Below are 18,147 nucleotides of genomic sequence, written 5' to 3' on the forward strand. Positions count from 1 at the left end.
GGGTACCTTGCTCCGCGAATGTCCCCCGGCGCGGCCTAGGGCCGCAKGCCTCCTCCTTTATTTCGCTGCGCAAGGCACCCCATCGGCGTGATCGCTCAGAGCACTGGTTGATCGGCCAGCACGASRRCMGCGCCCATCGTGCACAGGGCATCGGGTGCTCCCCGCAGCGAAATAAAGGAGGAGCGAAGCGGGGGACATTCGCGGAGGGGAGTACCCGGTGCCCTGTGCACGCGCCCCGAACAAAAGCACCCGAAAACAAAACACCCCGTCTTCGCGCACTCAAGCCATCCGCAGTGGAGTACCTGAAATGAATGCAACCGCCACCCCCCCCACGCCGCCGATGCCCACAGGCGGGTTCTTCACCCAGCTGCGGCGCTCCACGGCCTTCCTTCCACTGGTCGGTCTGGTCGCCATCTCGGTCTTCATGATCGTCGCGACCGACAACTTCCTGTCCTGGGGAAACCTGCAGAACATCGCGCTGCAGTCGTCGATCAACGCGATCATCGCGGTGGGCATGACGGCCGCGATCCTCACCGGTGGCATCGATCTCTCGGTGGGCGCGGTGGTGGCGCTCTCGGGCACGCTGGCCTCGGGAATGATGGTGCAATTCGGGTTGCCGCCCGTGCTCGCTGTGCCGGTGGGGCTGGCTGTCGGCGTCGTGATCGGCCTCTTCAATGGTTACTGCGTGGCCTACCTGCGCATGCCGCCGATCATCGTGACGCTGGCCACGATGGGCATTGCGCGCGGCATCGCGCTGATCTACACCGGGGGCTATCCGATCGACGGGTTGCCCGACTCGTTCGCCTTCCTCGGCGGCAGCGTGCTCGCGGGCGTCAAGGTGCCGATCCTGATCATGCTGGCCACCTACCTCGTGGCCTATGTGCTGCTCAACATGGCGCCGTTCGGCCGCTATGTGTATGCGATCGGCGGCAACGAGGAAGCGACGCGGCTCTCCGGCGTGCGCGTGTCGCGCTACAAGCTGCTGGTGTATGCGCTCAGCGGTCTTACCGCGGCCATTGCGGGCATCGTGCAGGCGGCACGCGTCACGAGCGGCCAGCCCGGTGTGGGCGTGGGCTTCGAGCTCGACGCGATCGCTGCAGTAGTGATGGGTGGCACGTCCATCGCCGGTGGCCGCGGCGCCATCGTCGGCACGCTGGTCGGTGCGCTGCTGCTCGGCGTGCTGAACAACGGCCTCAACATGATCGGTGTGTCGCCGTACCTGCAACTGATCATCAAGGGCGGGATCGTCCTGCTCGCGATCTTCATCAGCCGCGAGGCAAAGCGCTAATCCCCGTCTTGCTCCTTCCCCCTCCGGGGGAAGGTTGGGATGGGGGCAGGCGGAGCGTGCCCAGTGGTCACGCCGCTTGCCCCCACCCCTGCCCTCCCCCGGAAGGGGAGGGAGCCCAAACCCAACAACCTCTCTGACCTCAAGGAACCCATGTCTTATCAAAAGCTACAGCCCGGCGCATCGGGCCTCGCCGCCATGCAAGCCGTCGTCTGCCACGGCCCCAAGGACTACCGCCTCGAAACCGTGCCGATGCCGGTCATCGGCCCCAACGAGCTGCTGATCTCCATCGCGGCCTGCGGCATCTGCGCCTCCGACTGCAAGTGCCACTCGGGCGCGAAGATGTTCTGGGGCGGCGACGGCCAACCTTCGTGGGTCAAGGCGCCGGTGATCCCGGGCCATGAGTTCTTCGGGTACGTCGAAGCGCTCGGCGAGGGCGCGGCCGCGCACTTCGGCGTGGAGAAAGGCGACCGCGTGATCGCCGAGCAGATCGTGCCCTGCGGCAAGTGCCGCTTCTGCAACTCGGGCAAGTACTGGATGTGCGAGGTGCACAACATCTTCGGCTTCCAGCGCATCGTGGCCGATGGCGGCATGGCCGACTGCATGCGGCTGCCGCCGACCTCGCGCGTGCACAGGATCCCCGACGGCATCTCGCTCGAAGACGCCGCCATCATCGAGCCGCTCTCGTGCGCGATCCACACGGTGAACCGCGGCGACATCCAGTTCGACGACGTGGTGGTGATCGCGGGCGCCGGCCCGCTCGGCCTGATGATGGTGCAGGCCGCGCGCCTGAAGACGCCGAAGAAGCTGATCGTGATCGACCTCGTGCCCGAGCGCCTCGCACTCGCCAAACAGTTCGGCGCCGACGTGACGATCAACCCCAGGACCGAGAACGCCGACGCCATCGTCAAGGCCCTGACCGAAGGCTACGGCTGCGACGTGTACATCGAGACCACCGGCGCGCCCATCGGCGTGACGCAGGGGCTGGAGATGATCCGCAAGCTCGGTCGTTTCGTCGAATTCAGCGTGTTCGGTTCGGAGACAAGCGCCGACTGGTCGATCATCGGCGACCGCAAGGAGCTCGACGTGCGCGGCGCGCACCTGGGTCCCTACTGCTACCCGATTGCCATCGACCTGCTGGCGCGCGGGCTCGTCACCTCGAAGGGCATCGTGACGCACGACTTTCCGCTGACCGAATGGGAGCGCGCCTTCGCGCTGGCAAACTCGCTCGATTCCATCAAGGTGCTGCTCAAGCCGCAGCCACGCACAACACCATGAAATACGTGATCGGCGTCGACATCGGCACGCAGAGCACCAAGTGCCTGCTGGTCGGCATCGACGGCAAGGTGCATTCGCACAGCAGCGTGGCCTACCAGCCCGAAACGCCGAAGCCGCTGTGGGCGCAGCAGGCCTCTGCGGTGTGGTTCGACGCGGTGTGCGAGAGCGTGCGCGCCTGCGTGGCGAAGAGCGGTGTCGCACCATCGGACATCGCGGCGATGTGCGTGAGCAGCCTCTACGGCGGTGCGGGCATCCCGGTGGATGGCGCGATGCGGCCGCTGCACCCCTGCCTGATCTGGATGGACCGTCGCGCCACCGCCGAGGTCGATGCGGTGAACGCGAACGTCGACGTGGCACGGCTGCAGGCGATCACCGGCAATGGCGTCGACAGCTACCACGGCTTCACCAAGATGCTGTGGATCCGCGAGCACCTGCCCGAGGTCTGGGCGAAGACACGCTACTTCCTGCCGCCCAACAGCTACGTCAACTGGCGGCTGACCGGCGAACTGGCGGTCGACCACAGCTCGGCCGGGAACATCGGCGGCGTGTACGACGCCGCACGGCGCGGCTGGTCCCCTGAGGCGCTCGGCATGCTGGGCATCCCGGCGCACATGATGCCGCCGCGCCTGGTCGAAGCTAGCGACGTGGTCGGAGGGCTCCGCGCCGAATGGGCCGCGAAGCTCGGTCTCTGCGAAGGCATGCCGTTGATGGCGGGCGGTGTCGACGCGGCCGTGGCCACCTTCTGCGCGGGCGTCACCGGCAGCGGCGACCATGTGGCGATGATCGGCACCAGCATGTGCTGGGGCTTCGTGAGCCCATCGGTGGATGCGCGCCACGGGCTCGTCACGATGCCGCACGTCTACCGCGGCGCAGACCGGAGCTATGTATTCGGTGGCGCGATCACCGCGGGCGCAGCGGTCACCTGGTTTCGCGAAGCCTTCTGCCAGGCCGAAGTGGCCGAGGCCGCCCGCACCGGCGAAGACGCGCATGCGCTGATCGAGCGCAAGGCCGTCGACGTACCGCCGGGCGCGGAGGGCCTGGTCTTCCTGCCCTACCTGATGGGTGAGCGCAGCCCGATCTGGGACGCGCAGGCCAAGGGCGCCTTCATCGGTCTCTCGCTCGCGCACAGCCGCGCCCACCTCTACCGCGCAGTGCTCGAAGGCGTGAGCTTCGCGCTGCAGCACAACATCGAGGCCGGCCGGCAAAGCGGCCAGCCGCTGGACGACCGGCTGATCGTGGTCGGCGGCGCGGCGCATTCGGACCTGTGGATGCAGATCGTGGCGGACGTCACGGGCTACCGGGTGTTCACCATCGAGGAAGAGGTCGAAGCGGCCCTCGGTGCGGCGATGCTCGCGGCGCTCGGCGCGGGGCTGGTCGATGCGGCGACCGCCGAGCGCGGCTGGGTCACGCTGGTGGAGCGCGCGCGGCCGGAGCCTGCGGCGCAAGCCGTGTACCGCGAGCGCTTCGAAATCTACAAGTCCCTTTACCCTGCGTTGCGCGATGCGATGCATCGACTGAAATGAACCCTTGCTTTTCGATTCGTCGCGTTGTGGGTCATTCAGGGCGCGCTCACGCCGACGGTGTGCTCTGCTCCGCGAATGTCCCCCGGCGCGGCCTAAGGCCGCATGCCTCCTCCTTTATTTCGCTGCGCAGAGCACACCATCGGCGTGATCGCTCAGAGCACTGGTTGATCGGCGGCAAACCCACAGCGTGCCCTCGTGCACAGGGCACCGGGTGCTCCCCGCAGCGAAATAAAGGAGGAGGGGGCGCAGCCCCCGGGGGACATTCGCGGAGGGGAGCACCCGGTGGCCTGTGCACGCGCCCCGAATGCACCCTGAGGTTTCGCACACACCGTGCAACTGCGGTGGAGCAATTGACATGACGACCTCCTTCGACTTTTCCGGCCGGCGCGCACTCGTGACCGGTGCGAGCAGCGGCATCGGCCGCGCAGTGGCGGTGCGGCTCGCGCAATCGGGCGCAGCGGTCACGGCCGTGGGGCGCAACGCCGCGGCGCTCGACGCACTGCACGCAGAAGCCGGCTGCACGCCGCTGGTGGTCGATGTGGGCGACGCAGCGGTGCTGGAACGCGCGCTCGCAACATTGCCGGCCTTCGACCTCGTGGTGAACTGCGCCGGCATCGCGCTGCTCGAATCGGCGCTCGACCTGCAGGCCCAAAGCTTCGACGCCGTGATGGCCGTCAACGCGCGCGCCGCAGCGCTGGTGGCATCGCGCTGCGGCAAGGCGATGATCGCGGCCGGCGTGCGCGGCAGCATCGTCAACGTGTCGAGCCAGGCCGCGCTGGTCGCGCTCGATGCGCACCTCTGCTATTGCGCGTCGAAGGCGGCGATGGACGCGATCACGCGCTCGCTGTGCCTCGAATTCGGGCCGCACGGCATTCGCGTCAACAGCGTGAATCCGACAGTGACGCTCACGCCGATGGCCGAGCAGGCCTGGGCCGATCCGGCCAAGAGCGCAGCGGCACTCGCAAACATTCCGATGGGAAGGTTTGCGCAGGTCGAAGAGGTGGTCGCGCCGATCCTGTTCCTGCTCTCCGATGGCGCGTCGATGATCAGTGGTGTGGCGCTGCCTGTGGACGGCGGCTACACCGTCGTCTGACGCCGTTCAGGCGAAGCGGCTGCCGCCGTTGGGCGACTCCAGCAGTTCGTCGAGATTGCGCGAGATCTTCTGCTGGATCTGCGCGCCGAAGCTGCTGAACAGAAAGCCCAGCGTGGCTTCGAGCTTGAAAGTGTCGGCCGTGACCTCGACCGTGCCGTCGATGCCGGCGCGGCTGAACTCTGCGACGTCGCAGTCCTTGCCCTCGGTGTAGGTGCATTCCAGGCCGTAGTCCTGCTCGACCTGATGCACCCATTGGCGCGCGACTTCTCGAGCGCCGGCGATGCCCAGCGTGTGGTTTCGTTCGATGAGGATGTCAGGCACCGTGATCTCCGTTGTTGTTGTGGCGGGAATGGGTTTGCAGGATTCCTGCCGCCGTCTGCAAGGCATTCCGGCGTTCTTCCGTGGTCGGCAGCGCGGCGATGCGCCGGACCTGAGTGTAGAAGCGCGGCCAGTTGCGGCCCTCGCGCTCGAACAGCGTCTCGAAACTCGGGACGAGATCGTCGTAGGCGCCCTGCGCACCGAAGGCCGCATTGTTGGCGCGCGCCACCCAGGCATCGTAGGCACCCTGGCGCAGACGGCCGGACCAGCCTTCGCGCAACCTGGCATAGCGCTCGCGGAAGTCGGCCATCGCGGCCTTCTTCATCGCATCCACCGCGGGCCAGTCCTTGGCCTTGGCCTGCGGCGACTCGTAGACCTGGGTCAGCGCGCGGCGCGTGTTGAGCGTGAGTGCGCGGAACTCCTGGCGCTGGCCGTCGAACTGCGCGTATTCGCGGCGGGCCGTCTCGCCCGCTTCGCGCTGCAGCCACAGCGCGCCGCCGATGCGCTCGACGGCCGTGGCGTACGACTCGTTGAACACCGTGTCGCCGGGCACATAGAGCACCTGGTGCGCGAGCTCGTGGAACACGATGCGCGCCAGCTCGCCTTCGGGGTAGCCGATGAAGGTGGACAGCAGCGGATCGCCGCCGGCCCAGTTCATCCAGCCCAGCGTGGAGTACGCCGGCACGGGGTAGACGGCCACTTCCATGTTCTGCGTGCGCTGGTCCTCCGCTTCGGCCCTGGCCGCGGCCTCGTCGTAGTAGCCGCGGTAGCCGACGCAGCCCGCCACCGGGAAGCACCAGTTCTTGAGCGTGAGCGAGTACGGCGGCGCAGCCACCACATTCCAGACCGCGGCGACGCGGTGCAGGTCGGCATACGAGGTGTAGCTCTGGTTGTCGGGCAGGCCGAGTTCGGCCACGGCGAAGCGGCGGATGCGCTGCGTGAGTTCGAGCTTGGCCTTGAGCGGCGCCGACACGGTTGGGTCGGCGAGCCATTCGGGCACCGGCTTGGCGGCCCGCAGGATGCCGAGGTGGCCGCTGGCCGATTGCCAGTAGTAGCCGAGGTCGGCGCAGCCGCCGAGCAGCAGTGCGCCGGTCATTGCGAATGCGGGGACGGCCCTCACCCCAACCCTCTCCCGGAGGGAGAGGGAGCAATACGCTCCACTTCGACCAGGCAGTCGTAGAAGGTCGGGCCGCGGCCGATGTCGGTCAGGCGCTGGCTCGTGAGCTGGTTGACGTTGGTGCCGTCGGTGCCGAACTTGCGCCACCAGATGCCCATGCCGTGCACCACGCCCTGGCGCGCGCGGCGCGAGACCTCGGCGCGGCAACGGTGCTCGCCGCGCCGGTTGAACACGCGCACCATCGCGCCGTCCTCGATGCCGCGTGCGGCGGCATCGGCTTCGTGGATCTCGAGCAGCGGCTCGACCTCGATGGCCCGCAGGCTCGTCACGTTGACGAAGGTCGAGTTGAGAAAATTGCGCGCCGGCGGCGAGATCATCGCCAGCGGAAACTCGGTCGAGCTGCCGGCCGGCTCCCAGTTGGGCACATGGTCGGGCAGGCCGTCCATGCCCATGGCCTGCAGGCGGTCGCTGAAGAACTCGCAGCGGCCCGAGGGCGTGGGAAATTTGCCTTCCGCAAAAGGCGCCTCGGGCAGCTTCAGGCTGGTGAAGCCCTGCGCCAGCATCTGCGCGTAGTCGATGGCGTTCTCGGCAAACGCGGTGCGGCACAGCGCCTCGTCGTCGTCCGAGAAGCAGGGTTCGCCGAAGCCCATGCGGCGCGCCAGCTCGCGGAAGATCCAGGCGTTGCTGCGGGCCTCGCCGCGCGGCGCCACCGCGGGGCGGTTCAGCAGCACGTCGGTGTGGCCGTAGCTGCAGTGGATGTCCCAGTGCTCGAGCTGCGTGGTCGCGGGCAGCAGGTAGTCGGCATAGTCGGCGGTGTCGGTACGGAACTGCTCCAGCACCACGGTGAACAGGTCTTCGCGCGCAAAGCCCGCCGCCACCTTGGCCGACTCGGGCGCCACCGCGACCGGGTTGCTGTTGTAGACCACGATGGCCTTCACCGGCCTGGCCTGGTCGAGCAGCGCATCGCCGATGGTGCTCATGTTGACGGTGCGCGGCCGGCGGCCTTCGAGCAGGTCGGGCCGCTGCAGCGCGGCGCGGTCGACCGGGAAATGGCCCGAACTGCTCAACAGCAGCCCGCCGGCCCGGTCGCGCCAGGCGCCGACGAGCGCGGGCAGGCAGGCGATGGCGCGGGCCGCATTGCCGCCGCCGCGCACGCGCTGCATGCCGTAGTTGAGGCGGATCGCCGCCGGCTTCGTGGTGCCGTAGGCCTGCGCCAGCGCCACGATCTGCGCCTCGGGCACGCCGCAGACCTGCGCCGCGCGCGAAGGTGGCCATTGCAGCGCGCGCTCGCGCAGCTGTTCCCAGCCCAGCGTGTGGCTGGCGATGTAGTCGTGGTCGAGCCAGCCGTGCACGATCAGCTCGTGCATCAGCGCAAGCGCCAGCGCGGCGTCGGTGCCGGGCAGCAGCGCGATGTGCTCGTCGCACTTGTCGGCGGTTTCGGTCTTGCGCGGGTCGATGCACACCAGCCGTGCGCCGGCGCGCTTGGCGGCCTGGGCGTGGCGCCAGAAATGCAGGTTGCTGGCGATGGAGTTGCTGCCCCAGATCAGGATCAGCTTTGCCTCGGCGAAGAACTCGATCCGCATGCCGACCTTGCCGCCCAGGGTGTGGACCATGGCCTCGCCGCCGGCCATGGAGCAGATCGTGCGGTCCAGCAGCGACGCGCCCAGCTTGTGGAAAAAGCGCCGATCCATCGACTCGCCCTGAACCAGGCCCATGGTGCCCGCATAACTGTAGGGGACAATTGTTTCCGGATCGCCCTGCAATGACCGAAGATGCGCGGCGATGTCGTCAAGGGCGGCATCCCACGACACCGGCTCGAACTGCCCGCTGCCCTTGGGGCCGACGCGCTTCAGGGGCTGCACCAGCCGCTCGGCATGGTCATTGCGTTCGATGTAGCGGGAAACCTTGGTACACAGAACGCCGCCGGTGTGCGAGTGTGCGGCATTGCCCTGCAGCTTCACGGCCACGCCGTCCCTGACGGTGGTGACCAGCGCGCAGGTGTCCGGGCAATCGTGGGGGCAGGCGCCCAGCACGGTGGACGTTTCGGGGTGGGATGTTTCTTCCGGTGCGTGGGCCATCGGACAAGTCTAATTTGAGTGCGGGCAAACGCGCAGAGTGGGATTTTCACAATGATGAATCGCAGGCATTTTTCTTTGGCCATCGGGACCGCCGCAACGCTCGGCAGCTTCCGGATCGCGCAGGCGCAGGGCGACACGCCGCTCGTCCTGGGCCAGTCTGCGCCTTTCACCGGTCCGGCCGCGCAGTTGGGCATCCAGTTCCACCAGGGCGCCAAGGTGTTCCTGGACCAGTACAACGCCCAGCCGGGCCACCGCAACGTGGTGATCAAGAACCTGGACGACGGCTACGAACCCGACCGCTGCGCCGCCAACACGCAGAAGTTCATCGAGGAAGAGGTGTTCGCGCTCTTCGGCTACATCGGCACGCCGACCAGCCTGGCCGCACTGCCGCTGGCGGTGAAGGACAAGGTGCCGTTCGTCGCGCCGTTCACCGGCGCGATGTCGCTGCGCGAGCCCTTCCAGAAGAACGTGTTCCACCTGCGCGCCTCGTACAACGACGAGACCGCGCTGATGGTGAAGCAGCTCACCCACCTGGGGCTGAAGAAGATCGCGGTGTTCTATCAGAACGACGCCTACGGCAAGGCCGGGCTCGACGGCGTGACGCTGGCGCTCTCGCAGCAGGATCTGAAGCCGGTGGCCATGGCCACGGTGGAGCGCAATTCGGTCGACGTGGCGCAGGCGGTGAAAGCCATCGTGGCGGCGCGGCCCGATGCGGTGGTCCAGGTCGGAACCTACAAGGCCTGCGCGGCATTCATCCGCGAGGCGCGCAAGGCGAGCTACGGCGGCACGTTCATCAACCTGTCCTTCGTCGGCACGCAGGCGCTGGCCGATGAACTCGGCAAGGAGGCTGCGGGCGTGATGGTGACGCAGGTGATGCCCTCGCCCTACAACCCGGCCAACGCGATCACGCGCGAATTCGCCGACGCGGTGCGCAAGGCGGGCGGCGGGGCCAGCGCGAACTTCTCGAGCATGGAAGGCTATCTGGCCGCCAAGGTGCTGACCGAGGGCCTGCGCAAGGCGCCGGGCAAGGCCACGCGCGAAAGCCTGATCGCGGGGCTGGAAGCCATCGACCGGCAGCAGTTCGGCGGCTTCGAGGTGTCGTTCTCGGCGAAGAACCACGTGGGCTCGAAGTTCGTCGAGCTTTCGATGCTGACGGGCGATGGGCGGGTCAGGACTTAGGGCGGTTGCTTATTGTTGTGTTTCGGGTGCGTTTCTTCGGGGGGTGTGCACAGGCCACCGGGTGCTCCCCTCCGCGAATGTCCCCCGCTTCGCTCCTCCTTTATTTCGCTGCGGGGAGCACCCGGTGCCCTGTGCACGATGGGCGCGGCTGTWGTGCTGGCCGATCAACCGCTGCRCTGAGCGATCACGCCGAYGGTGTGCTCTGCGCAGCGAAATAAAGGAGGAGGCATGCGGCCTTAGGCCGCGCCGGGGGACATTCGCGGAGCAGAGCACACCGTCGGCGTGAGCGCGCCCCGAACGCACACCGCACCGCACCGCACCGCACCGCATCGAGTCGAACCGATCAACCACCAAGACCGTCCACAGCCTGGAACATCGCCTGACGGGCCTGGCTGACGATCTGCCCACGCCACGCATCGGTGTCCGTATAGAAAGCCTCGACCATCCGCGCCCGGATGCCGTCAGCCAGGTCGGCCGGTGCATCGGGATGCTTGTGCAGCCAGTGGTCGGCACGCAGCGCGCCCATCACTTCCAGGAGCGGCAGCGTGCCGTATTCCAGCGCGATGCCGGTGTATTCGGCGTTCGGGCATTCCTCGTAGACGGAGCCCCACATCAATCCGCGCAGCAGCGCCGAGGTCGAGGAGCCGTCGTAGATCGAGGTGACCGGCGCCGCAGGCGTGCCCCACCAGGCGTTGGCGCGGGCGTAGGCGACCTTGTCGTCCCTGCACGCGAAGATGCGCTCGCCGAGACCATTCGGGCCCAGTCCGGTATGCAGATCGATCCAGGCCAACCGGCGCGCGCTGCCCGCATGGCGGCGCAGCACGCCGCGAAGGGTCTTGTTGCTCCAGGTCGGCGCCTTGCCGCCGAAGAACAGGCCATCGTCGAACTGGTACTGCCCGCTGGTGACAGCCGCCTGGTACGCGGTGGTGCCATGCTTCTCGATCAATTTTCCGACCGCAGCCTGGTTCTCGGGCGTGGGCGGCCAGGTGTCGGGCAGCAACAGCGGGTGCAGCTTGGCGTAGGGCTCGTTGACCGGCACCGGCTTCGAGAAGTCGATGAAGTTCCGGTTCAGGTCGACGTTCTCGTGCGTCACACGCCGACCATACGAAAAGCCGTGCGGGTTGAGCGCATGCACATAGAGCACGGCCACCCCCTGCGCCCTGGCCTTCTCGCGCCATTCGGCATCGTGCAGCGCGAACACCTGCACGCCGCTGCCGCAATGGCCCTCGACGCCGTGGCAGGCGCTGGAGACGATCAGCAGGTTTTCGGCATTCGCGTCGCCGTCGAGCGCCACGTCCATCGAAAGGTCTTCGCCGTCGCGCCCCTTGAGCGGATGCGCATGCGGCTCCACGGTGAGGCCTGCGCTCACGCAGCCTTGCAGGAACTTCTGGCGCGCCTGGGCGTAGCGCGGCGAAAAGGCCTCGCCGATGCCGATCATGGGGCGCCGCCGCCGGGCTTCAGGAACTGCTCGGCCAGCTGCACCCAGCAGGTCGCGCCGAGCGGAATCAGATCGTCGTTGAAGTCGTAGCTCGCGTTGTGCAGCGTGCACGGGCCTTCGCCGTGGTGCACGTCGCGGTGCGCGCCGTCGCCGTTGCCGATGAAGGCGTAGGCGCCGGGCTTGGCCTGCAGCATGAAGGCGAAGTCTTCCGAGGTCATGGCCGCTTCCTGCAACAGCACGTTTTCTTCGCCGACGATGCCGGCCATCACGCCGCGCGCGAAGTCGGCTTCGGCACGGGTGTTGATGGTGGGCGGGTAGTAGCGCTCGAAGCGGAAGTCGCAGGTCGCGTCGTGCGCCGCGCAGATGTGCTCGGAGATCTGCTTCATCTTCGCCTCGATCATGTCGAGCACCTCGAGCGAGAAGGTGCGCACCGTGCCCGACAGCTCGCAGTTGTCGGGAATCACGTTGTTGGTTTCGCCGGCGTGGATGGTGGTGACCGAGATCACGGCCGAATCGGTCGGCTTCATCTTGCGGGTGAGGATGGTCTGGAAGGCCTGCACGATCTCGCAGGCGATCGGCACCGGGTCGATACCGGTCTGCGGCAGCGCGGCGTGGCCGCCCTTGCCGATCACGTTGACATGGAACTTGTTGCCCGATGCCATCACGGGCCCCGGGCTCACGGCGAACTGGCCCGCCTTCATGCCGGGCCAGTTGTGCATGCCGAACACGGCGTCCATGGGGAACTGCTCGAACAGCCCTTCCTTGATCATTTCGCGGGCGCCGCCGCCGCCCTCTTCGGCCGGCTGGAAGATCAGGTAGACGGTGCCATCGAAATTGCGGTGCTTCGACAGGTGCTGCGCGGCCGCGAGCAGCATGGCCGTGTGGCCGTCGTGCCCGCAGGCGTGCATCTTGCCGTGGTTCTTGCTGGCATGGGCGAAGGTGTTGAGCTCGGTGACGGGCAGCGCGTCCATGTCGGCGCGCAGGCCGACGGCGCGGTGGCCGGTGCCATTCTTGACGATGCCGACCACCCCGGTGGTGCCCAGGCCGCGGTGAATGGGAATGCCCCACTCGGTGAGCTTGCCTGCCACCACGTCGGCGGTGCGGACTTCCTCGAAGCAGAGTTCAGGATGGGCGTGGAGGTCACGCCGGACGGCGGCGATGCCGGCCGCCTGCGTGACGAGCGAATCGATGAGTTTCATAGGCACAGTCTAGACTTTGCGGAGTGACCCGCAAAGACTGTGCCGGGCAAACCCTCAGCGCCCGAGGCTCTTCAGATAGTCGGCGCGCGCGGCCAGCGCGGTGTCGGTGAAGTCGGTGAACACGCCGTCCACGCCGAGCTTGTAGTACACGCCGTATTCGTTCTTGCCGTCCTTGTTGTAGTCGGACGCGAGGCGGCGCGACTCGTTGCGGAAGGTGAAGGGGTGCACGAACAGGCCGGCCTTGTGCGCATCGGCGATCAGCGTGGTGGGCGCGGTCGAGGTGGCGTCGGCGTCGTTGACCTTGCCGTCCTTGTTCACGTCCATCGGCTTGCCGTCGGCGCCGATGGTGCCCTTGACGCTCACGATGTAGCGCTTCCACGGGCCGATGCCGTCGGCATAGGTCTTGATCTCGGCCAGGCCGGCGGGCGTGACCATGGCGTCGAAGTTGCGCTTGTCGCCGGCCTTGGTCCAGTCGTAGGGACGGTCGCTCGGCACGGCGAAGGTCACGGCGCCGGTCTTCAGGTCGACGCTGTCGCCGTCGATCAGCTGGATGAGCCGGGTGTTCAGGCCCTTGCTCTTCATGTACTTGAGGCTGCCGGGCTCGAAGGACTGCACGTAGATCGGCGCGGTCTTGCTGTTCCAGCCGGCGGCGTTGATGGCGGCGATGACCTTGTCTTCCATTGGCAGGCCGAGGTCGCGGAAGTAGGTCGGGTTCTTGGTCTCGGGGTAGATCGCGATGGTGCGGCCGGTTTCCAACGACTTGGCCTTGGCGAAATCGATGATCTCCTGGAAGGTGGGGATCTTGTACTTGCCGTTGAATTCCTGCGGCCGCTCGGCGTCGGTCGAGATGCCGCCCAGCGTCTTGATCTCGGCCAGCGTGAAGTCGTTGCTGAACCAGCCGGTCTGGGTCTCGCCGTCGACCTTGATGGTCTTCTTGCGCGAGGCGAAGCGGGGGTGCTTGGCCACGTCGGTGCTGATGGCCAGGTTGGGGTCGTGGCGGGCGATGAGCACGCCGTCCTTGGTGGAGACCAGGTCCATCTCGATCACGTCGGCACCGAGCTCGACGGCGCGTGCATAGGCTTCGAGCGTTTCTTCCGGCAGGTAGCCCGAAGCGCCGCGGTGGGCGATGACCAGCGGCGGGTTGCCGTCGAGCGTCAGCAGCTTGTTCGACGGGCCGATGGGGCCGGGGCCGGTGCCGCTGCAGGCCGCAACGCACAGGGCGGCGGTTGCGGTCAGGGCGATCTGAAGAGTGCGCATGGTCTTTTTTCTCCATCCAAAAGAGGCGCAGGGTACCCGCTTCGGATGACAGTCAGAACACCTGCCGACGCACAGCGCCGACTTCTTGGACAATGTGTTGCATGCTCCATACGCTTTCCCCCCAAAGCCTCGCGCTGGCCCAGACGCTGGTGCGCATGAACACCGTCAGCGAGAACAGCAACCTCCAGCTGATCGACCTCGCGCAAAGCCATCTCGCCGCCCTCGGCGTGAAGAGCCGCGTCACCTACAACGCCGAGCGCACCAAGGCGAACCTGTTCGCCACGCTGGGCGAGGGCAAGCCGGCCGGCGTGATCATTTCGGGGCACACCGACACGGTGCCCTGGGACGGGCAGGACTGGAGCGTCGACCCGCTCTCCGCCGTGGTGCGCAACGAGCGCCTCTATGGCCGTGGATCGGCCGACATGAAGAGCTTCATCGCGATCGCTCTCTCCAATGCCAAGCGTTTTCTTGAGAGCGACTCGCCCTTCGCAGTGCACTTCGCCTTCAGCTACGAAGAAGAAATCGGCTGCTTCGGCGTGAAGGAACTGATCGCCGACATGCGCGACGCCGGCATCAAGCCTGTCGCCTGCATCGTGGGCGAGCCCACCAGCATGGTGCCGGCCATCGCGCACAAGGGCGTGTACCGCTACAAGTGCTGCGTGCGCGGCAAGGAAGCGCACTCCTCGCTCACGCCGAAGTCGGTCAATGCCATCGAGATGGCGGCGCGCGTGATCGGCAAGGTGCGCGACATGGCCGAAGACTTCGAGCGCAGCGAGCCGCGCTACGAGGGCTTCGACGTACCCTTCAGCACCGCGAGCGTGGGCCAGTTCCACGGCGGCATCGCCGACAACGTGGTGCCGCGCGACGCCGAGTTCCGCTATGAATTCCGCGACCTGCCCACCGCCGATGCGAAGCGCATGCAGGCCGACGTGCTCGCCTACGCCGCGGGCATCGAGCCCGCGATGAAGAAGGTGGCGCCCGACGCCGGCTTCAGTTTCGAGACCATCTGCGAGATTCCGAGCTTCCTCGGTGCGGCCGGCGACCCGGTCACGCAGCTCGCGCAGCGCCTCGCAGGCGAAGAGCGCACCACGCTGGTGGCCTTCGGCACCGAAGCGGGCCTTTTCAAGAACGCCGGCATCCCCACGGTGGTGTGCGGCCCCGGCAGCATCGAGCAGGCGCACCAGCCCGACGAATTCGTGAGCCTCGAACAGCTGGCGCGCTGCGAGCTGTTCATGGAGCGCCTCGCGACCTCGCACACCGTTGGCTGAAGACCACGGCGCCGGCGCACTGCAGCGCATGAAGCGTGTCGCGCTCGGCCTGCTGTGCGCGGCGGCGCTGCTCTATGCGGTGGCCAGCGCGCTGCATGCGCAGCATCAGGCCTGGGGTTATGTGGCCGCCTTCGCGGAGGCCGCGATGGTCGGCGCCATTGCCGACTGGTTCGCGGTGGTGGCGCTGTTTCGCCATCCGCTGGGCCTGCCGATTCCGCACACCGCGATCATTCCGAGCAACAAGGACCGCATCGGCGCCAAGCTCGCGGGCTTCATCTGCAACAACTTCCTGAGCACCGCACAGGTGCTCGCCAAGCTGCGCGAGTTCGATGCGGCCGGGCGCATCGCCGACTGGCTGGCGCGGCCCGCGAGCGGCGAGAAGCTGGGCGAATGGGGCGTGGCCGCCACGCGCTACGGGCTCGCCGCCTTCGACGACGAACGGGTGCGCGACTTCATGGGGCGCGCCGCCGCGGCGGGCCTCGAGAAGATCGACCTCTCGCACCTGATGGGCCAGGCGCTCGACGCACTCACCGCCGGCGGCCGCCACCAGGCGCTGCTCGACGACGTGCTGCAGCAGGTGGCCGGCCTGCTCGAAGGCGACGAGGTACAGGCGCGCATGACCGAGGCAATCGCGCGCGAGATCAAGACGCTGCGCTACGTGGGCCTCGACCAGGTCGCGGCCAAGCTCGCCACGCGCAAGATCGTGGCGGCCGTGGCCCGCACCATCGGCGAGCTGGCGGCCGAGCCCGACCATCCGATGCGCAAGCGCTTCGACCATTTCGTGGACGACTTCGTGGTGCGGCTCAAGCTCGACCCCGAGTTCCAGCAGCGCGGCGAGCAGATCCGCGCCGAGCTGATGGCGCACCCCGCGCTCGGCGACTACCTGCACGGGCTCTGGGGCGAGCTGCTCGCGTGGCTGCACGACGACCTGAGCCGCAACGACTCGACGATCGGCCGGCGCATCGCGGCGATGGCCGGCGCGCTGGGCGTGCGGCTGCAGGCCGACGACGCGATCCGCCGCTGGATCAACGAACAGATCGAGGCTGCCGCGCCGCTGGCCATCGAGCGCTACCGCGAAGACATCCGCCGCTACATCGAGGAGCGGGTCGGCGACTGGAACGCCGGGGAGATGACCGCCGAGCTGGAGCGCCACATCGGGCGCGACCTGCAGTTCATCCGCGTCAACGGCACGCTGGTGGGCGGGCTCGTGGGCCTCCTGATCCACACGGTGACGCAGCTCCTTCGCGGCTGAATGGAGGGTGAATCGCGGGTAATCCGCAGCAAACGAAAGTCCGCATGTCCCGGGAGAGACTGCGCAACCGCCCTTCCCTCCTCCTAGACTGCTCGCGCATCAACAAAGAGGAGACACCCATGCCCCGTCGAAGCCTCCACGTCACCGCACTGGCCCTCGCCTTCGCCCTGCTGGGCGCCTGCAGCACCCTCGCACCGCCGCCGCCCACCCGCCCGGCTTCATGGGCCGCGCCCGAGGTATTGGTCGCACCGTCCTCGTTCTCGGGCGTGCACGGCCTGGCAATCGACCAGAAAGGCCGACTGCTCGCAGGCTCGGTGCTCGGCAACACGCTGTGGGAGGTCGACCGCACCACCGGCGCGGCCAAGGTCCTGATCGATGCCCCCGAGGGCCAGGCCGACGACATCGCGGTCGGCCCCAAGGGCGAGCTGGCCTGGACCAACTACCTCATGGGCATGCTGCGCTACCGCGAGAACGACGCCGCACCATTGCGCGTGCTCGCCAAGGACCTGCCCGGCCTCAACTCGCTCGACTTCGACCGCAGGAACGGCAAGCTCTACGCCTCGCAGGTGTTCCTCGGCGATGCATTGTGGGAGATCGACCGCGACGGCCAGAAGCCGCCGCGGCTCATCAAGAAGGACATGGGCGGCTTCAACGGCTTCGAGGTCGGGCCCGACGGCATGCTCTACGGACCGCTGTGGTTCAAGGGCCAGGTCGTGAAGATCGACCCGGCGAACGGCAACATGACCGTGATCGCCGATGGCTTCAAGATCCCGGCTGCGGCCAACCTCGACGGCAAGGGCAACCTCTGGGTGGTCGATGCGCGCAGCGGCGAACTGGTGCGCGTGGACCTCGCCACCGGCCGCAAGACGGTCGCCAGGCAGTTGCGGCCCTCGCTCGACAACCTCGCCATCGCGCCCGACGGGATGATCTACGTGTCGAATATGGCGAACAACGAGGTGCAGGCCTTCAACCCCGCCACCGGCGAGTTGCGCACGCTCACCAGCGGCAAGGTGGCGGTGCCCGCAGGCATCAAGATCGATGGCAACGACCTCTGGGTGGCCGACGTCTTCGGCTTCCGGCAGGTGGATGTGCGCACCGGCGAAGTGCGCGACGTGTTCCGCATGCAGCGCGACCCCGACCTCGACTACCCCTTCGCGGTCGGCCTGTCGGCCAAGCTGTTCGCGCTGACCTCGTGGTTCACCGGCACGGTCCAGCTGGTCGATCGCCAGACGCTCAAGACCGTCGAAACCATCCATGGCCTGAAGGCGCCGTTCGACGCGCTGCCGCTGCCGGACGGCAGCGTGATCTACGCCGAACTCGCCACCGGCAGCATCACGCGCGCCAGCGGGCCGAAGTTTGCGAACAAGTTGGTGCTTGCCAGCGGCCTGAACGGCCCGGTGCAGATGGTCGTGGGCCAGGACGGCGCGCTCTACGTCACCGAGGCGGCCGGCAAGTTGTTGCGCATTCCGCTCGATGCCAGCGCGCCGCTGCGCACCATCGCCGACGGCCTCGCGCTGCCCGAGGGCGTGGCGCAGACGCCGTGGGGCAGCTTCATCGTGGCGGAGACTGCAGCCCGGCGCCTGGTAGAAATCGACCCCGTCAAGGGCACGCGCCGCACCGTCGCCGAGAACCTGCCGATCGGCCTCGCGCCCGGCCCCGGATTGCCGCCGCCCTACGTGGTCACCGGTGTTGCCGTGGGCCGGGATGGCACGGTCTACATGGCCGCCGACCGCAACAATTCGATCTATCGAATTCGCCCTGTAATCCAGCGTAACGATAAGTAGAAAAATCAATTTACTTTTAAAAACAAATATTACAAACTGGTTGGGACGCCTCGTGGCGCCCCGATCACATCCGGTTTT

At 67.5% G+C, this 18,147-nt stretch carries 14 protein-coding genes; 8 read left to right on the forward strand and 6 right to left on the reverse strand.

Going from position 1 to position 18,147, the window contains the following annotated elements; genetic code table 11:
* Positions 1-307: 307 nt before the first annotated feature.
* The 4 genes from AC1DXX_RS05360 (at position 308) to AC1DXX_RS05375 (ending at position 5,179) form a co-directional block, all read left to right on the forward strand.
* Positions 308-1,288, forward strand: coding sequence for an ABC transporter permease (locus AC1DXX_RS05360; protein WP_478133130.1), 981 nt, complete (start codon positions 308-310; stop codon positions 1,286-1,288).
* Between the two features lie 150 nt (positions 1,289-1,438).
* Positions 1,439-2,563 (forward strand): zinc-binding dehydrogenase, encoded by a 1,125-nt coding sequence (locus AC1DXX_RS05365; RefSeq protein WP_478133131.1) that lies wholly within the window; start codon positions 1,439-1,441, stop codon positions 2,561-2,563.
* Entirely contained in the window at positions 2,560-4,086 is a 1,527-nt protein-coding gene (locus AC1DXX_RS05370) for an FGGY-family carbohydrate kinase (protein ID WP_478133132.1), read from the forward strand. Before AC1DXX_RS05365 ends, AC1DXX_RS05370 begins: the two co-directional genes overlap by 4 nt.
* A 355-nt stretch (positions 4,087-4,441) precedes the next feature.
* Positions 4,442-5,179 carry an SDR family oxidoreductase gene (locus tag AC1DXX_RS05375; protein WP_478133133.1) on the forward strand — a complete coding sequence of 246 codons (738 nt, stop codon included), beginning with the start codon at positions 4,442-4,444 and terminating at the stop codon, positions 5,177-5,179.
* A gap of 6 nt (positions 5,180-5,185) precedes the next feature.
* On the opposite strand, the gene AC1DXX_RS05380 is transcribed toward AC1DXX_RS05375, so the two are convergent.
* The 3 genes from AC1DXX_RS05380 to AC1DXX_RS05390 are packed head-to-tail and all read right to left on the reverse strand — an operon-like array spanning position 5,186 to position 8,692.
* The gene (locus AC1DXX_RS05380) at positions 5,186-5,500 is read right to left on the reverse strand and encodes a polyhydroxyalkanoic acid system family protein (protein WP_478133134.1); all 315 of its coding nucleotides are present in this window, start codon (positions 5,498-5,500) and stop codon (positions 5,186-5,188) included.
* The gene (locus tag AC1DXX_RS05385) at positions 5,493-6,593 is read right to left on the reverse strand and encodes an aminopeptidase (protein WP_478133135.1); all 1,101 of its coding nucleotides are present in this window, start codon (positions 6,591-6,593) and stop codon (positions 5,493-5,495) included. Before AC1DXX_RS05385 ends, AC1DXX_RS05380 begins: the two co-directional genes overlap by 8 nt.
* A gap of 20 nt (positions 6,594-6,613) precedes the next feature.
* Positions 6,614-8,692, reverse strand: a complete 2,079-nt coding sequence (locus AC1DXX_RS05390) for a molybdopterin-containing oxidoreductase family protein (RefSeq protein WP_478133136.1) — start codon at positions 8,690-8,692, stop codon at positions 6,614-6,616.
* 51 nt (positions 8,693-8,743) lie between these two features.
* Between AC1DXX_RS05390 and AC1DXX_RS05395 the strand changes: the two genes are divergently transcribed.
* The gene (locus AC1DXX_RS05395; protein WP_478133137.1) at positions 8,744-9,871 is read left to right on the forward strand and encodes an ABC transporter substrate-binding protein; all 1,128 of its coding nucleotides are present in this window, start codon (positions 8,744-8,746) and stop codon (positions 9,869-9,871) included.
* Between the two features lie 343 nt (positions 9,872-10,214).
* Here AC1DXX_RS05395 and AC1DXX_RS05400 read toward each other — a convergent pair whose 3' ends face one another.
* From AC1DXX_RS05400 to AC1DXX_RS05410, 3 genes are read right to left on the reverse strand one after another with little or no spacing between them, the layout of a single operon-like run.
* A complete protein-coding gene (locus AC1DXX_RS05400; protein ID WP_478133138.1) occupies positions 10,215-11,309 on the reverse strand; it encodes a M14 family metallopeptidase in 1,095 nt (364 codons plus the stop codon).
* Entirely contained in the window at positions 11,306-12,508 is a 1,203-nt protein-coding gene (locus AC1DXX_RS05405; RefSeq protein WP_478133139.1) for a M20 aminoacylase family protein, read from the reverse strand. The genes AC1DXX_RS05400 and AC1DXX_RS05405 overlap by 4 nt, the downstream gene beginning before the upstream one ends.
* 54 nt (positions 12,509-12,562) lie before the next feature.
* Positions 12,563-13,765: a glycerophosphodiester phosphodiesterase gene (locus AC1DXX_RS05410; protein ID WP_478133140.1), complete on the reverse strand. Its 1,203-nt coding sequence runs from the start codon at positions 13,763-13,765 to the stop codon at positions 12,563-12,565.
* Positions 13,766-13,866: 101 nt separating this feature from the next.
* Between AC1DXX_RS05410 and argE the strand changes: the two genes are divergently transcribed.
* The 3 genes from argE to AC1DXX_RS05425 all read left to right on the forward strand — a co-directional run bounded on the left by argE (position 13,867) and on the right by AC1DXX_RS05425 (position 18,069).
* Positions 13,867-15,033, forward strand: a complete 1,167-nt coding sequence (gene argE / locus AC1DXX_RS05415) for an acetylornithine deacetylase (RefSeq protein WP_478133141.1) — start codon at positions 13,867-13,869, stop codon at positions 15,031-15,033.
* On the forward strand, positions 15,026-16,285 hold the full coding sequence (locus AC1DXX_RS05420; protein ID WP_478133142.1) for a DUF445 domain-containing protein: 1,260 nt from the start codon (positions 15,026-15,028) through the stop codon (positions 16,283-16,285). The genes argE and AC1DXX_RS05420 overlap by 8 nt, the downstream gene beginning before the upstream one ends.
* 119 nt (positions 16,286-16,404) lie before the next feature.
* On the forward strand, positions 16,405-18,069 hold the full coding sequence (locus AC1DXX_RS05425) for a Vgb family protein (RefSeq protein ID WP_478133143.1): 1,665 nt from the start codon (positions 16,405-16,407) through the stop codon (positions 18,067-18,069).
* Positions 18,070-18,147 lie beyond the last annotated feature (78 nt).

The sequence above is a fragment of the Variovorax sp. P4_B10 genome, from assembly GCF_056402375.1.

Bases quoted from the DNA above. Each gene is read 5' to 3' on its own strand.
- AC1DXX_RS05360 (WP_478133130.1), top strand. From the start codon at position 308: ATGAATGCAACCGCCACCCCCCCCACGCCGCCGATGCCCACAGGCGGG.
- AC1DXX_RS05365 (WP_478133131.1), top strand. From the start codon at position 1,439: ATGTCTTATCAAAAGCTACAGCCCGGCGCATCGGGCCTCGCCGCCATG.
- AC1DXX_RS05370 (WP_478133132.1), top strand. From the start codon at position 2,560: ATGAAATACGTGATCGGCGTCGACATCGGCACGCAGAGCACCAAGTGC.
- AC1DXX_RS05375 (WP_478133133.1), top strand. From the start codon at position 4,442: ATGACGACCTCCTTCGACTTTTCCGGCCGGCGCGCACTCGTGACCGGT.
- AC1DXX_RS05385 (WP_478133135.1), bottom strand. From the start codon at position 6,593: ATGACCGGCGCACTGCTGCTCGGCGGCTGCGCCGACCTCGGCTACTAC.
- AC1DXX_RS05390 (WP_478133136.1), bottom strand. From the start codon at position 8,692: ATGGCCCACGCACCGGAAGAAACATCCCACCCCGAAACGTCCACCGTG.
- AC1DXX_RS05395 (WP_478133137.1), top strand. From the start codon at position 8,744: ATGATGAATCGCAGGCATTTTTCTTTGGCCATCGGGACCGCCGCAACG.
- AC1DXX_RS05400 (WP_478133138.1), bottom strand. From the start codon at position 11,309: ATGATCGGCATCGGCGAGGCCTTTTCGCCGCGCTACGCCCAGGCGCGC.
- AC1DXX_RS05405 (WP_478133139.1), bottom strand. From the start codon at position 12,508: ATGAAACTCATCGATTCGCTCGTCACGCAGGCGGCCGGCATCGCCGCC.
- AC1DXX_RS05410 (WP_478133140.1), bottom strand. From the start codon at position 13,765: ATGCGCACTCTTCAGATCGCCCTGACCGCAACCGCCGCCCTGTGCGTT.
- argE (WP_478133141.1), top strand. From the start codon at position 13,867: ATGCTCCATACGCTTTCCCCCCAAAGCCTCGCGCTGGCCCAGACGCTG.
- AC1DXX_RS05425 (WP_478133143.1), top strand. From the start codon at position 16,405: ATGCCCCGTCGAAGCCTCCACGTCACCGCACTGGCCCTCGCCTTCGCC.